The sequence below is a fragment of the Kitasatospora sp. NPDC088346 genome (assembly GCF_044740765.1).
In the GTDB taxonomy this organism is placed as follows: domain Bacteria; phylum Actinomycetota; class Actinomycetes; order Streptomycetales; family Streptomycetaceae; genus Kitasatospora.
In genome coordinates this window covers 22,963-36,498 of sequence record NZ_JBIURH010000047.1, presented here as the reverse complement: position 1 = coordinate 36,498, position 13,536 = coordinate 22,963, and the positions used below count along the sequence as shown (strand labels likewise).

Genomic DNA, 13,536 nt, shown 5'->3' with positions numbered 1-13,536 from the left:
CGACCACGGGCAGGCGGCGGGGACCGGCTCGGGCCGGCGACCCGGTCGCCGCTCCCGCACCGTCGAGGAGCCCGCCGCCGGCGACGCCGCTGAGCCGGCCCCAAGACCCCGGGGCGGCGGGCGAGGGACCGGGTCAGGCCGGGGTGTTGACGGCGTCCTTGAAGGCCTTGCCCGCGGTGAACTTCACCGTGCGGGACGCCGCGATCTCGATCGCCTCACCGCTGCGCGGGTTGCGCCCGGTGCGGGCGGCGCGGTCGCCGGCCGCGAACGACCCGAACCCGGGCAGCTGCACCTCGCCGCCCTCGGCGACCGCCGACCTGATCGTGACCAGGAGGGTGTCCAGGACCTTGTTCACCATCGCCTTCGACGCCTCGGTGTCCTCGGCCACCAGATCGATCAGCTCCTGCTTGTTCACGCCTGCCGTCCTTCCGCACCACCCGCACCCGGGCGGTGCCACGCTCGATGGGCCCCGTCCCCGGGACACGGGGACGGACAACAAGGTGCCGGCCGGCCCAGCCGCCACCCCGCCGCCCTGCCAACGACCGCACCAGCGAACGAACACGCGATCGGGCCGAACCAGGCCCGAACGGCGCAGCGAGGCAGCACCAGGGGATGGGCGTGCCGTGCGGCAACCAGGCGGCGCGACCCGTCCGGCCGCCGAACCGCGCCCGCACGGGGCGAAGTTCGCGATTCTCCTGCCGTCGGCGGCCGGCGGCCGCCAGGATGGTGACTCCGTCGAGTGAGAGGGACGCAACGATGGGTGACGAGAACAAGGGCGGCGCGGGCGACGGCGGCGGCGGGGCACACGCCAAGCCGGGCGGCCCCGACATCGGGCCCAAGCCCAGCCCGGACGGCCAGGGCCCCAAGCCCGAGCCGAAGCACAAGTGAACACCGACCCCGCCACGGACCCCGGCGCCGACGCCGCCCCCGCCACGGACCCCGGCACGAGCGCCGACGCCGGCAGGGACGGCCGCCGGGCGCTGGCCGGGCACCTCGCGGACACCGGCGTGCTCGCAGCCGCGTGGCGCCCGGCGTTCGAGACCGTCCCGCGGCACCTGTTCCTGCCCCCGGTCTACTGGGAGTTCACCGACGCCGGCACCGTCGAGCGCGACCGCGCCCAGGACCCCGCGGCCTGGATGGCCGGCGCCTACCGCGACACCCCGGCCGTCACCCAGTGGGACGACGGCGACGACACGGCCGGCATGCGGGACTTCACCTCGAGCCTGAGCATGCCGACCATGGTCGCCTCCATGCTCCGCGACCTCGACGTCCACGACGGCCACCTGGTCCACGAGATCGGCACCGGCCCCGGCTACAACGCCGCCCTCCTCGCCCACCGCCTCGGCCCGGACCGCGTGATGAGCGTCGAGATCGACAAGACCGTCGCCGACACCGCCCGCGCCAACCTCACCACCGCAGGCCTGCCCGGGGTGCGCGTGGTCACCGGCGACGGCGCCGACCCCACCACCGGCCACGAGGACGGCGGGGGTGGGCGGGCCGACCGGCTGATCGCCACCTGCTCCAGCCTGGTCACCGACCTGCCGACCGGCTGGCTCGACCTCACCCGCCCCGGCGGACTCCTGGTCGCGCCGGTGACCACCCTGTTCGGCGGCGGCGCGATCGCCCGCCTGCGCACCGCCGACCACGGCAACTCGGCGACCGGCCACTTCACCGGGCCCTGCGACTTCATGCGGATGCGCCAGCAGCGCTACCAGGCCCCGCCCGTCGACGCCTACCTCCCCGGCGAGTGGCCCGGCAACGCCACCGCGTCGGTCACCGACCTCGACCCGGAGACGATCGGCTCCTCCTGGCTCGCCCAACTCGCCATCGGCACCCGCCTGCCCGACCTCTACTACCGCCGCGCTCTCTACCAGAACACCGTGACCTGGTGGTTCTTCGACACCGCCGTCACCTCCTGGGCCACCGTCGACTCCACCCCGAACGCCGACGAGTACGACGTGCGCCAGAGCGGCCCCCGCCGCCTGTGGGACGAGATCCACACCGCCTTCACCACCTGGCAGCAGGCCGGATCCCCCGGCTGGCAGCGGTTCGGACTCACCCTCACCCGCACCGGCGAACGCACCATGTGGCTCGACCAGCCCGACAACCAGTGGAGCCCGCCCCCCGCACCACCCACCACCTGACCTCCGGGGGACCTGAGGAGCAGCGGAGGCGGCCGAGCGGGCCGCCACGCGAGCCTCCGGTCCGGGTTGCCGGGGTGTCGCGGGGCACGGCTGCCCGATCACCGGGGTCAGGCAGCGGCGCTGGGCGCCCGGCGGGACCGCGCCGGCCCGGCGGCCCGGCTCCGGGTGCGGGCCGCGTCGCGGGCCCGCACGCCCTCGGCGGCCGGGGTGGTGGCCGCCAGGTGGGCCCGCAGCCGGTGGATCCGCACATCGAGCGCGACCGAGATCCTGCGCCGGGACCCGTCCCTGACCGCCGCGACGGTCGCCACGCTGGTGTCCAGGCGCACGGCGAGGAACGTCGCCGGCCAGCCCTCGGCGGCCAACTCCGCAAGGACAGCGGCCGCCGCATCCGCACAGGTCAGACCCCGCCCCGGCGAAGGCGGCCGGCCGGGCCCCGGCAGCGGCACCCCGAGCACCGCCTCGGACGTGGCACGCACGATCCGCACCGGACGGCCACCGCCGGTGCGCAGCAGGCGGCGGATGAGGGTGACGGCGATGCCGGAGGCGCACGCGATGTCCTGCGCGGACATGCCGCGGCGCACCAGCACCGCCGCCCGCACCGCCGCCGGGCCGGACTCGACCCGGGCGCTCAACCCCTGGTCACGCTCCAGGTCGCGGCGCCTGCGGGCCCTGCGGGCCGCACCCCGGCAGGCGGGCCGGGCACAGCCGTAGTCCGCGCACGACGCCTGCCCGTGCCGCACCCGGCTGCGCTGCGGACGACGCCCCGCACCCGCGGCCGGCACCGGCACCTGGTCCCCCGTCACGCTCCCAGCCCCCTCCCCCGATCGGTCCCGACCGCAGTATGCCGCCCCCGGCAGGCGCACCGTGCCGCCCGGCCGGGCCGCAGGCGCCGGCCCGGGCGAGCCATGCCCGCCCGCGGGGTGCCGGTCGCGCCCGGCCGGCCACCACGGCCGGCGCAGCCGCACCGGGAGCAACTCGCCGCCCCGACGCCCGCCCTGAACACCGCCGCGCCCAACCGGCACAAGCACCCCGGACCGGGTGCCGGCCGGCACCCGGCCACGGCCCCGCCCCCGAGCCTACGCCCGGCACAACTCCCGCCCCAGGCAAGGCAGAGGCCCCCTCGCCAGCGGCCCGCCCGGCCCCCTTGGCCGGGGCGGGGGACAACAGGGCTGCGGGCAGGACGGAGTGGGACAGGGCGCCCGGAAGTCCGGCCCGGCGCACCGGCGGTGCGAGCGCCGGGCCCCCACCGACGGGCGGAGCGCCCGAACGGCACCTATGTTGAGAGCGAAATAGGCACAAACCCTCTCAAACAAGGTGTTGGAGTCGACGTCATGAACAAGGGACAACTCGTGGAAGCGGTCGCCGGGCAGCTCGGCAGCCGCGCGATGGCCGAGGACGCCGTGGACGCGGTGCTCGACACCATGGTGCGAGCCGTGGTCGCGGGCGATCGGGTGCAGGTCACCGGGTTCGGCACGCTCGAGATGGTCGAGCGCGCCGCCCGCACCGCCCGCAACCCGCAGAGCGGCGAGCTGGTCCGGGTCAAGAAGACCCGGGTGCCGCGCTTCCGCCCTGGCCAGGGCTTCAAAGACCTCGTCTCCGGCACGAAGAAGCTGCCCAAGGCCGGAACCGCCGTCGCCAAGGCCCCCAAGGGCTCCCTGACCGCGGCCGCCGGCGCACCAGCCGCCGCCCGCAAGGCCACCACCGTGGCCAAGAAGACCGCGCCCGCGAAGAAGACCACCACCACGGCCAGGAATAGCGCACCCGCGAAGAAGACCGCCGCACCCGCCCGCAAGACCACGACCGCGGCCAAGAAGACCGCACCGGCCAGGAAGGCCACCACCACGTCCGCCGCCGGGAAGAAGGCCGCGCCCACCCGCAAGGCCACCACCACGGCGAAGAAGACCGCGCCCGCGAAGAAGACCACCACCACGGCCAGGAAGGCAGCTCCCGCGAAGCGGGCCTCTCGCCGCACCACCGCCTGACCGCACGGCCGGACGGCGTTCGGAGGTCGCGGGCGGCGAGCGACAGCCACACCGCCGAACCGCGGAACGAGGCGCCGGCGACGGGCGCGTTCCTCCGTCGGCCGGCCCAGCCACGTCGCCCCGGCCGACGCCGACGCGTCCGCTGCGGGCCGTCGTCGTGGGCGGCGCCGACGCGGGCCGCCGCCGGGCGTTCGTGGCCCGGGTGATCGCAGGCGGAGAGGGCAGGATTCGAACCTGCGCGGGCCCCAGGGGACCCTGCTCGGCCATCGCTGGCCAGGCACCCGATGAACCGCTCCGGGCACCTCTCCCGGCCGAGGACCGCTCGCCGCGGCTCCTTGACGTGCCATCAGCATGCCCCGAGCCCCTGACCCGGCCCTGACCCCGCTCTGACCCGCACCGGCACCGGCCCGGCACGGCGCGGGGCGCGGGCACGGCCCGTCCCCGGGGTGCGGGCGGTCCGGGAAACCCCCTTGCCCGCGCTCCTCACGGCGCTACTGTCCGACCGACACCACCACCCCGCTCGGAAGGAAGACCGCGTTGAACACGGACACCGCCGCCCCGGGCGCCGACCGCGCACTCGCCGGGACGATCGAGGCCGCCCGGCTCCAGGGCCTCGCCGAACAGGGCCGCGAGCAGCGCGCCCAGTACACCCGGGCCAGGGACCTGTTCTTCCCCGCCCAGCGGGTGGGCCGCGGCCACGTCGGCGACGTCCTCACCCTCGGCCCCCACACCGGCGACACCTACATCGCCGAACTCATCGAGAAGAGCGGCAGCGGGCCGCGCACCACCTACGCCGTCGTCATCGACGGCAAGCCCCACCCGCACCGCGCCTTCACCCTCGACGCCGCCCTGCTGCTCCACCTCGCGGTGAAGTACAGCGGCACCCGCGACGGCGCCACCGCCGCCCGGTACGCCGCCCGGACCCTCGGCATGCCCGACCCCGACCAGCAACCCGAACAGGCCCACTGACTGACTCCCCGCCCGAAGTCACCCGCACGTGGGACCCCGCCCCCTCTCCCGCGCCCCTACGCTGGACTCCTCGGCCGCCTCCAACCGGGCGGCGCAGCAGTCGGGTCAGGGGTGGGTCGTGGGCGGTGCGGGCGTGGTGGTCGCGGGATCCGGCGGTGCTGGAGGTGGAGTTCCGGCACGGGCACCGGCTGCTGGACCCGGCGGCGTCGGGGGTGCAGCGGTGGCAGGTGCAGGTCGCGGCCGGCGGGGAACCGGTGGGTGTGCTGCGGGTGGCGCGGGGGCTGTTCTGGCGGACGGGGAACCTGCGCGAGCGGCTCGGGGACGAGAGCGCGTTCCTGGCGTCGGTGGCGGAGCTCCTGTTCGAGGCGGACGGGTCCGGCAGTACGGAGTTCGAGGCCGCGGTCGACCTGCCCGGCAACGTGCTCGTGGTCGAGGAGCTGGAACTCGACCACCCGTGGACGGACCCGGTGCTCGCGGCGGCGCTGGTCTCCGGCGCGATCGAGCGGCTCAGCGACAACGGCTACGCCGTCCTGATCCCCCGCCGCGACGCCCCGGTCACCGGCGCCGCCCTGCTGCACGAGGCGGGTGCGCTGCTGGCCGGCCGTGAGTTCGGCGACGGCCTGTGGCTGCTCGACACCTCGCTGGCCGCCCCGGAGGAGGCCGCGAAGCGGGTGCAGCGGCTGCTGGCCGAACGCTCCCGCAACAGCGCCACCACAAGCCCCGGCACCCACGAGGACGACGAGGGCGAAGGCGGGGACGGCCGGGAGGACTGGGACGAGGACGACGACGGGTGGGCGCCGACCGCCCGCACCCGGGCCGTGCTGCACCTGGCGCTGACCGACCTCGCCGACGCCGCGTGGGCGCAGGCCGCGAAGCTCGGCGACGAGACGGTGACCGCCCGGGCGGGCGGGGTGTTCGCCCGGTTGCCGCGGCTGACGTTCCACCAGGACGCCTCCTGGCGCCGGCAGATGGCCCGCACCTTCGACGACCTGGCCGGCGACCTGGAAGCCGGCCGTGGCCTGGTCCCCGGGTGCACCGGCGAGGAGATGGCCCTGCACCTGGCGATCCGCCGCGGCCGGGAACTGCAGCGCGACCGCCCCCGGCTGGTCGCCGACACCGTCGAGCAGCTGCCCGAGGACCCGGACGACTTCGACTGGGACGCCTGCTCGGCGCTGCTGTTCGAGGACCACGACGTCCTGATGCTCTTCGACCCCGCGCTCGACGGCGTCGAGGACCCCACCGGCCCCGCCCACCAGATGCTCGGCATGGTCGACCTCGCCCCCCTCGACTGGTTCAGCCCCTTCGCCCCCGAGCACACCCGCGATCCCGGACGCGGCTTCCGAGCCGGCTGACCCCCGCACGTCCCGGCCGTCGCCGGAATCCGTCCCGGTACCGCCGGGGCCCCGCCGCGCTCGGGGGTCCGCGGCGGGGCGCTGGAGCACCAGCCTGCGGCCGGTGCCCGCCGCGGTGCCAGCGCACCGCGCCCGACCGGGCGACACGCTGGGCCGTGCGAGGACCGGCCACCGCCCACGGGGCCCGCCTACGCGGCGGCGGCCAGGCCGTGCGCGGGGTCGTCGGTGCTCGCGACGGTGACGGCCAGCGCCAGCTGGCGGGCGGCCGCAAGACACCCGAGGGCGGCCGCGCTCGGGTCCTGTTCGCCGGCCGCGTCCCGCAGCATCAGGCACGCCACCACGATCGCGGTGTCGGTCGCGTCGTCGAGGACCTCCCCAGCTGTGAACTCGCCGCCGCCCGTGAGCCGGGCCAGCAGCTCCAGCGCCCCCTCCGGCTCGGCCAGCGCGTCCAGGAAATCGGCGCCCGCCCCCGCCAGGCCCATCGCGGCCGCCTGCGGCGCGGTGACCGCAGCGACCGCACCCACCTGGCCGTCGCCGAACTCCGCGCCCAGCAGCCCGTTCTCCGCCTCGGCCAGCGCGCAGCGCCGCTCGAAGGTGGTGCGGCCTTCCTCGCGTTCCTGGGCCGCCCGGGCGGGCCAGCGTTCGTCGTCCTGGTCGCGGCCCGCCTCCAGGCGGGCCGGGGCGCCGGCGGCGAGGGCCGCGATCGGCCACCGTCCGACCGTCACGTCCCGCCGGCCGGGCGGGGCCTGGGCGATCCGGCCGAACACCGCGCCGGCCGCCGTCGCGCACTCGGCGATCAGCTCGGTCGCCGCCGCGATCAGCCTGGCATGACGCCGCCGCCTGGCAGGCGCCTCGATCGGTGCCCCCATCAACTGCCCGTACCTCCCGGTTCGCCGCCGAACCCCCGGAAGCGGGGACCGGCCGCTCCCATCAATACCAGCAAGAGCTTTCCCTGACCGGGGACTTGACACAGGCCGTGAGGCGGGGCGGTGGGTGGCGGGGGTCAGTGCTCCGGTGCCCGGCGGGCCTCGCCGGCAGCCGAAGAGCCCGGGACGGCGGACGGCCGCCTCGCCGGGCCGGGGGCGGACCGGCCCGGGAGCCGGTCGGCCGCCGTGTGCCCCTCAGGTCTGCGGCAGCCTGTCGGGGAACTGGTACCGGACGGGCCACTGTGCGCCGAGACGGTACGCCGGGCGCAGCCACAGCACGCTGGCGCTGTCCCAGGCGTCCAGCCTGGGGTGCTTGAGGTCCCGGTCCTCGGCGGTGTTCGCCCGCAGTCCGTCGCGGGTGACGAACACCGCATCCGTGCCGGCATCAGCGACGGCCTCCCAGTTCGGTGTGACGAGCCGGAAGAAGCCCTCGGGCAGTCCTGCCGGGGCGGGCGGCGGAGGGAAGAGATCGACCAGCCGGTCGAGATCGTCGCAGTTGTCGATCACGTACACGCGGGCGTCGTCGTGCGGGTGGATGTCGACGGCCGTGTCGTAGGGGGCCCCGCTGGGGTGCAGGGTGGGGCGGCCGTACTCGTCGGCCGTGCAGTAGTCGGTCCAGTCGGTGGCGGCGGGGGTGCCGTCCGGGTGCCGGAGGCTGACCGGGGCGCACCACAGGCCGCCCTCGGGCCGGTTACGGACACGGGTCGAGACGGCGGGGAAGTTTCTGATCGGCTGGAACGTGGCCGGGTCGGGCAGGGTGCTGCCGGCCGGGTAGGCGTGGGCGATCGGCCCGAGCCGGTCGCGGCCGTGAAGGAGCACAGGGGCCTCTCTCTCGGTGGTGCCGCACCGGTTGGGTGCGGGCAGCGGGACGTGCGGGGGCCGGGGCGGTCAGGCGGCCGCGCCGGTGCGCGCCGTGGCGGCCCCGGGCTCGTCCCAGGGCATCACCAGCGAGGCCGCGCCCTGCGGGCTCCAGGTGACCCTCAGGTCGCGCACGTCGGCGTGGGCCCGCCAGCCGTGCATGCCGCGGTCGTAGTCGGCGAGCACCAGCGCGGCACGCACCCGCGCCGGGCGGCGCGGGGTGGTGCTCTCGTCCCATTCCAGGACGTCGAGGACCGGGCAGCCGGCCACCACCGCCCAGCCCGGCGCGGCGACCTGCCGGGCCCAGGTGCGGCGCACCGACAGCTGGACGTGGGGCGGGTGGCCGTACTCGACCTTGAAGCTGAACCACAGGCCGGGGGTGTGGTCGGTGATGCACGATTCGACCCGCGCCGGCGGCACCCGCGGCACGGTGGACGAGTCGTGACCCGCCCGGTGGCGCCCGGCGGTGAACGCCGGCGCCGGGGCGGGGCGCTCGGCGTAGCCCATCTCCTCGTGCTCGCGGGCGAAGCCCTCCCGGACCGCCCGCACGACCGCCTCGCCGATCAGCTCACGCGCCTCGCCGACCCTCATCACCGCAACCGTCCTCTCCGCGCCCGGCCCCATGCCGGTCCGCTGCCGTGGCCCACCTCTCCCACATCCGCCGCCCGGCCCGCCCGGACATCGCGGCAACAACACCTGTACGGGTCGGCGCCCTTGACAGGGAGCCGGCGCTTTCGGCCCGTACCGCCCCCGCGGGGACGCCCGCACGGGGGCGGATCCGCGCACCCCCGGGGCGGCCCGGCATCGGGCGGGCGCGGCGCGGGCATGACGCCCGCCGGACGGGTCGGCGTCCTTGCGACCGGCAGGCGACCGGGGCCGCTGTGCCGTGGGCTGTATAACGGGAACATGCGCGAGGTGATATGAACCGGGGCCGGCGCGCCGGGGTCCGTCACCGCGGGCGGGCCGGGGCCGGTGCGCTCTTGACCCCGCCGATCCGGGCCCAGCCGATCCGGGCCCCGGGGATCCGCGCTTCGACGGGGCCGGGCCACCGCGCGGCCGGGCTCCTAGACCTCCACGTACCCGACGACCACGATCGTGCGACGGACCGTGATGTGATAGATGATCCGTACACCGTCGATGTCGTCGCGGTAGTCCCTCAGCCGACCGCCGTCGAGCGGGTGGCCGATGTCGGGACGGACCGAGATGGCGACCAGGGCGCGGTCCAGGCGGTGGACCTGGGAGGCGGTCAGCTTCTCGAGCTGGCGGGCGGCGAGGTCGGAGAAGGCGACATCGGCACGGCGCGGGGTTTCAGGCGACACGTCGTCCAGTCTGCCCGTTCGCCAGCTCGGCAAGGTGGCGTTCGCGCAACTCCTCCCACGGGGTGCAGGCCTCGGGGTCGGGCAGGCCATTGGCGGCGACGTCCTCCAGGAACGCGGCCAGCTGCTCGGCCCGGCCACGCTCCTCGGCGGCCAGGGCGCGCAGCGCGTCGGCGCCTTCGGGGGCGAGTTGTTCGCGGCCGCTGTCGTTCGACGTCATCACGCTCTCCGTCCGGCCCCCGGTGGTCTGGGCCCGGGAGTTCACCCCACCACGGTAGCCATTAACCCGGAATCCGGAACCGTAGTCGGGTGAAGTCGAATGCGCGGGCTTTGTGCCGGGCTCTTCCCGTCCGGCCCGGGTGCGGCCGGCCGGCGTGCCGGGTGCGGCCCGCGGGTGCGCGGCGCAGCGGGCCGGACGGGTGGCGCGGCCGGCCGGGTGGCGACGCGCCTTCGGGCCGGCGGGTCCGGCCGGCGCGGGTGAGCTCGGCCCCCGGTCGATGAGGTCGCGGCGCCGGGCCGGCTTCCTTGCGGCGTGGAGCAGCAGCAGCGGCAGATCGCCGCCGCCGCCGGTGGGCGCCTCGATCGCGCGCCGCGCCCCAGCAGCACGAGGCGGGAACGCCCCGGCGGCGCAGGTGTCCCCGCCGTGGGTGGTGCGGGTCGCGGGGACCGGGCGGTCTGCCCGGCGGCGGGCGACGGGCGGGCGCCCGCATGAGCGGCTGCTCGCGCGGGGGTTCGAGGTTCCGTGCGGCGCCGCATTTCTGCATTTTCGCGGCGGGAATTTCAGTATGTGATGTCGATGGCCTGGATGCCGGTCAATTCGACTTCGAGCTCCTCGTTGCGTCCGCCGTCCTTGAAATAGATTTCCTGGAATGCCTCGGCCATGACCTCGCGCATCCGACGGTCGTCGGCGCCCTCGTCCTGGGCCGCGAACAGGCGCCCGGCCCAGGCGGGCGGGAGGTGGAGTCTCAGGCGTCGCAGCCGGGCCTGGTCGGTGGTGCCGCCGGGGGCGGTGTAGCCGAAGGTTGCGCGCAGGACGACGGTGATGCCGCTGGTGGTGGCGGCCCGTTTGCGGGTGCGGCGGCGGATGCCGGGCTGCCACACCTTGGCCAGCTCTCGGGCGAGGGCCTCGCGCAGGGCCGGGCGGGGGTGGCGGAGCTTGCCGGTGAGGTAGCGGCGCACCGTGTTGGGGTCGATGCCGAGTTGGGCGGCGACGGCCTTGCGGTCGCCCTTGGCGGCCTTGACCAGGGCCCGCATCTGGGCCTGCGGGGACTTCGGTGGGGCCTGGGTGAAGTGCTTCGGTGCGGCCCGGTCGAGGGCGTCGGTGATCTCCTCCACGGCGGCTGCTACTTCCCCTCGGTGAGGCTGGTGTCGTGGCCCTTGATGTGGCGGGCCGGGTTGAGGGGCTGCTCGCGCTCGAGCCAGTCCACGACGGTGAGCATGCTCTGGACGCCTTCGACCTTGGCCAGGCCCGGGGTGGCGCCGAGGCGGAAGGTGCCGGGCAGCACCTTCCCGGAGCCGGTCAGCGGCAGGAAGCCGAGCGGGGAGGGGGTCGGGGAGGCGTAGACGACGCAGTCGATGTTCACGCCGAGCGGGTAACGGCCGTTCGCACGTGCGACGTTGGCCATCTTGCGGTGCATGTTCACCCGGGCCTTGGCGATGACCGTGGCGCGGATGTCGGGGCGCCAGGTCGGGCGCTCCAGCGCCGGCCACCGCTCGCCAGGGATGTAGTCGAGGCTCTGCGGGCGCTCGCGGAGCTTGCCGATCCCGAACTTGACCGTCGACTTCACCGCGGAGAGGACCATCGCGATCTGGTGGTGGCGCCAGGCGGCGGAGGCGAGGCGGTCGTCGTCGAGGTGGGCCAGGTGCCCGAGGTCCTGCCCGGTGAGCGCGTGCCGCAGCGCATCCAGGTCTTCGCCGGCGTCCTTGAGGAGGCGGTGGGCGGTCATCGCGGCGAGGAACGCCCGCTCGTCGGTGTCCTTGTCGACCGGGATGCCGGCTTCGGCCATCGTGGACACGTACGCCTCCCGCAGCCGGTCGTGCCACGGGTCCAGGTACGCGCCGTACTGCTCACGCAGATACGCCTCCACCGGTTGCACGTCGTAGCCGAGTTCCTGGGCGTAGGCGACGGTCGGCGTCGCGTACCAGCCCGGCCCCTCGGGCGGCAGACCGGTCGGCGTGAACGGGCTGGGCAGCCGCGGATCGCACGGAACACCCGACAGGTCCACCAGCCACGTGCCGGGCACCTTCTTGTCGAACACCGGGCGGCGCACGTGCACCGGCGCGCCCAGGCCCACGTTCAGGCGGACGGCGGCGGCGAGGTAGGCGGTGTTCAGGTCGATGCCGACCGCGAACGGCTCGACCATCTCCTCCTCGCTCAGGGTCTGGACCGGTCGGATCCACTGGCAGGACTCCTCGTCCATGAAGGCGCCCTCCCAGCCCTGGGCCGCCGGGTGCTCGTCGGGCACCTCCGGCGGCGCCGCCTCCACCACCGCGGTGAGGGCGCCGGGGTTCGGGCCCGGGATCCAGCCGCCCGCCCCGTCGGCAACCGCGCGCGTCGGCGGGCGCAGCGCGGTCATCAGCTCCAGTCCGCAGGTGGCGCTGGAGCCGAGCGGGGTGATGACGCGGGTGGCGTAGATGCCGAGGACGCGGGCCAGGTCGGGGGCGGGGAGGGCGGCGGCGTCCCCCCAGGCGCGGTCGTCCAGGGCGCGCCAGGGCACGATGGCGAGCTGGACGGACTGGCGGCGGCCGTCGGTGACGGGCCGGTAGATCCTGGGCCAGGGGCCGAAGCCGCGCCGGGTGAGCTGCCACTTGGCGCGGGTGAGCGCCTTCACCGCCTTGTGGTCCTGCGGCAGGCGCTGCGAGCGCACGGTGGCGGGGTCGTCGTCGAGGGTGGCGGGCAGGCCGAAGCGTTCGGCGGCGGCCGCGGTCAGCACGATCAGCGGGTCCGCGTCCTTGCCGTTGCGGTTCAGCCTGGCCGCACCGAGGCCCGATTCGGTCAGCGCCCACGTGGCAAGCTGGGCCAGGGTCGTGGCGGGGCACTCCAGGACCAGGCCGCCGACGCCGTAGGCGGTGCCGTCGCCGTCCAGCACCACCAACGGCCCGTTGGGGAACGCCTCGCCATCGGTCGGGGCCGGGCGCGCGGCCGCGCGCACCGCCGGCGGACGGCCGGGCCGCGACGCCCCCACGCGAGCGGCCGGGCGCGCGCCCGGGACGGCGGCCGGCGCCCGGTCGTCCCGCACGGCCGGCACCGGGGCAGCCTCGGCCGGGGCGAGGACCGCCGGTGCCGGGGCGAGGACCGGAGCAGCAACCACAGGAGCAGGGGCAGCCGGGGCGGCGGGGGTGAAGGCGGCCGGGACGTCGGCGACGGTCGCCACGGCCGGGGCCGGCACCGGGTGCTGCTGGGCCCAGCCCTCCAGCAACCGCGCGTACGCCTCCAGCCGCGGCGGCCTCGGCTCCGAGCGGCCAGCCTCCCAGTTCTTCACCGTCTGCGGCGTGGTCCTCAGCACCTGCGCCAGCTTCGCCTGCGAAACCCCGGCCGCCTCCCGCAACCGCGCCCGCTCCGCGGGCTCCGGCAACCGCGGACCGGTGTCGTGCAACAGCGCGTCAACCGCCGCGAACAGCTCCTCCTGCGTAGGCACGATGCCTCACCTCCACCACTCACCCTAGCGCAGATTTAACCCTGAAACACAAACCATCGCCGCCGTGCGCGTGTCACCAACTGTGATGTCAGAACGTGTACTTCGTCGAACATGACGGGCTCGATAAGAGCCACCATACTTAGCCCCGGAGCATCATGTCGGACCGCGCGCCCGGGCAGGGGACCGCACTCCCCCGGGCGGATGCGCGGGTTGCGCGCCACCGGCCCCCGGGCGGTGACGGCCGCAGGCCGGGAGGCCGTCGGTGTTCCCGGCCGGGAGCAGCGGGACGGCTCCGCGCGGGCGGGGGACCACATCATCCGGTCGGAATCGGTCCGACTCGACCAGATGCGA

14 protein-coding genes and 1 pseudogene are annotated in these 13,536 nt (G+C 75.8%); 5 read left to right on the top strand and 10 right to left on the bottom strand.

Features of this window, described 5'->3' with window-relative positions; translation table 11 throughout:
• Positions 1-133: 133 nt before the first annotated feature.
• Complete coding sequence (locus tag ACIOFR_RS34685; protein ID WP_401003568.1) at positions 134-415, bottom strand: HU family DNA-binding protein; 282 nt, start codon at positions 413-415, stop codon at positions 134-136.
• A 341-nt stretch (positions 416-756) separates the two neighbouring features.
• Here ACIOFR_RS34685 and ACIOFR_RS34680 point away from each other — a divergent pair, with 341 nt between their 5' ends.
• Positions 757-888 carry a hypothetical protein gene (locus tag ACIOFR_RS34680; RefSeq protein ID WP_401003566.1) on the top strand — a complete coding sequence of 44 codons (132 nt, stop codon included), beginning with the start codon at positions 757-759 and terminating at the stop codon, positions 886-888.
• Positions 885-2,144, top strand: coding sequence for a protein-L-isoaspartate(D-aspartate) O-methyltransferase (locus ACIOFR_RS34675; RefSeq protein WP_401003564.1), 1,260 nt, complete (start codon positions 885-887; stop codon positions 2,142-2,144). The genes ACIOFR_RS34680 and ACIOFR_RS34675 overlap by 4 nt, the downstream gene beginning before the upstream one ends.
• Before the next feature lie 107 nt (positions 2,145-2,251).
• Here the strand turns inward: ACIOFR_RS34675 and ACIOFR_RS34670 are convergent, their stop codons facing one another.
• Entirely contained in the window at positions 2,252-2,947 is a 696-nt protein-coding gene (locus tag ACIOFR_RS34670) for a hypothetical protein (protein WP_401003562.1), read from the bottom strand.
• A 528-nt stretch (positions 2,948-3,475) separates the two neighbouring features.
• Here ACIOFR_RS34670 and ACIOFR_RS34665 point away from each other — a divergent pair.
• Positions 3,476-4,126, top strand: coding sequence for an HU family DNA-binding protein (locus ACIOFR_RS34665; protein WP_401003561.1), 651 nt, complete (start codon positions 3,476-3,478; stop codon positions 4,124-4,126).
• A gap of 213 nt (positions 4,127-4,339) precedes the next feature.
• On the opposite strand, the pseudogene ACIOFR_RS34660 reads toward ACIOFR_RS34665, so the two are convergent.
• Positions 4,340-4,434: pseudogene (locus ACIOFR_RS34660) on the bottom strand.
• A 229-nt stretch (positions 4,435-4,663) separates the two neighbouring features.
• Here ACIOFR_RS34660 and ACIOFR_RS34655 point away from each other — a divergent pair.
• Complete coding sequence (locus ACIOFR_RS34655) at positions 4,664-5,095, top strand: hypothetical protein (RefSeq protein ID WP_401003559.1); 432 nt, start codon at positions 4,664-4,666, stop codon at positions 5,093-5,095.
• A gap of 155 nt (positions 5,096-5,250) precedes the next feature.
• On the top strand, positions 5,251-6,447 hold the full coding sequence (locus ACIOFR_RS34650; RefSeq protein ID WP_401003557.1) for a hypothetical protein: 1,197 nt from the start codon (positions 5,251-5,253) through the stop codon (positions 6,445-6,447).
• A gap of 188 nt (positions 6,448-6,635) precedes the next feature.
• Here the strand turns inward: ACIOFR_RS34650 and ACIOFR_RS34645 are convergent, their stop codons facing one another.
• From ACIOFR_RS34645 to tap, 7 genes are all read right to left on the bottom strand, one after another.
• On the bottom strand, positions 6,636-7,316 hold the full coding sequence (locus ACIOFR_RS34645) for a hypothetical protein (protein ID WP_401003556.1): 681 nt from the start codon (positions 7,314-7,316) through the stop codon (positions 6,636-6,638).
• Positions 7,317-7,568: 252 nt separating this feature from the next.
• Entirely contained in the window at positions 7,569-8,192 is a 624-nt protein-coding gene (locus tag ACIOFR_RS34640) for a hypothetical protein (RefSeq protein WP_401003554.1), read from the bottom strand.
• Between the two features lie 69 nt (positions 8,193-8,261).
• A complete protein-coding gene (locus tag ACIOFR_RS34635; protein WP_401003552.1) occupies positions 8,262-8,822 on the bottom strand; it encodes a hypothetical protein in 561 nt (186 codons plus the stop codon).
• Positions 8,823-9,295: 473 nt separating this feature from the next.
• On the bottom strand, positions 9,296-9,550 hold the full coding sequence (locus ACIOFR_RS34630; protein WP_401003550.1) for a type II toxin-antitoxin system RelE/ParE family toxin: 255 nt from the start codon (positions 9,548-9,550) through the stop codon (positions 9,296-9,298).
• Positions 9,540-9,767 (bottom strand): hypothetical protein, encoded by a 228-nt coding sequence (locus tag ACIOFR_RS34625; RefSeq protein ID WP_401003548.1) that lies wholly within the window; start codon positions 9,765-9,767, stop codon positions 9,540-9,542. Before ACIOFR_RS34625 ends, ACIOFR_RS34630 begins: the two co-directional genes overlap by 11 nt.
• Before the next feature lie 560 nt (positions 9,768-10,327).
• Positions 10,328-10,882 (bottom strand): telomere-protecting terminal protein Tpg, encoded by a 555-nt coding sequence (tpg, locus tag ACIOFR_RS34620; RefSeq protein ID WP_401003547.1) that lies wholly within the window; start codon positions 10,880-10,882, stop codon positions 10,328-10,330.
• Between the two features lie 8 nt (positions 10,883-10,890).
• A complete protein-coding gene (gene tap, locus ACIOFR_RS34615) occupies positions 10,891-13,185 on the bottom strand; it encodes a telomere-associated protein Tap (RefSeq protein ID WP_401003545.1) in 2,295 nt (764 codons plus the stop codon).
• Between the last annotated feature and the right edge of the window lie 351 nt (positions 13,186-13,536).

What these genes read in the sequence shown, in the direction of transcription:
- ACIOFR_RS34665 (WP_401003561.1), top strand. Translation starts at nt 3,476, where the DNA reads ATGAACAAGGGACAACTCGTGGAAGCGGTCGCCGGGCAGCTCGGCAGC.
- ACIOFR_RS34625 (WP_401003548.1), bottom strand. Translation starts at nt 9,767, where the DNA reads ATGACGTCGAACGACAGCGGCCGCGAACAACTCGCCCCCGAAGGCGCC.
- ACIOFR_RS34680 (WP_401003566.1), top strand. Translation starts at nt 757, where the DNA reads ATGGGTGACGAGAACAAGGGCGGCGCGGGCGACGGCGGCGGCGGGGCA.
- ACIOFR_RS34635 (WP_401003552.1), bottom strand. Translation starts at nt 8,822, where the DNA reads ATGAGGGTCGGCGAGGCGCGTGAGCTGATCGGCGAGGCGGTCGTGCGG.
- ACIOFR_RS34645 (WP_401003556.1), bottom strand. Translation starts at nt 7,316, where the DNA reads ATGGGGGCACCGATCGAGGCGCCTGCCAGGCGGCGGCGTCATGCCAGG.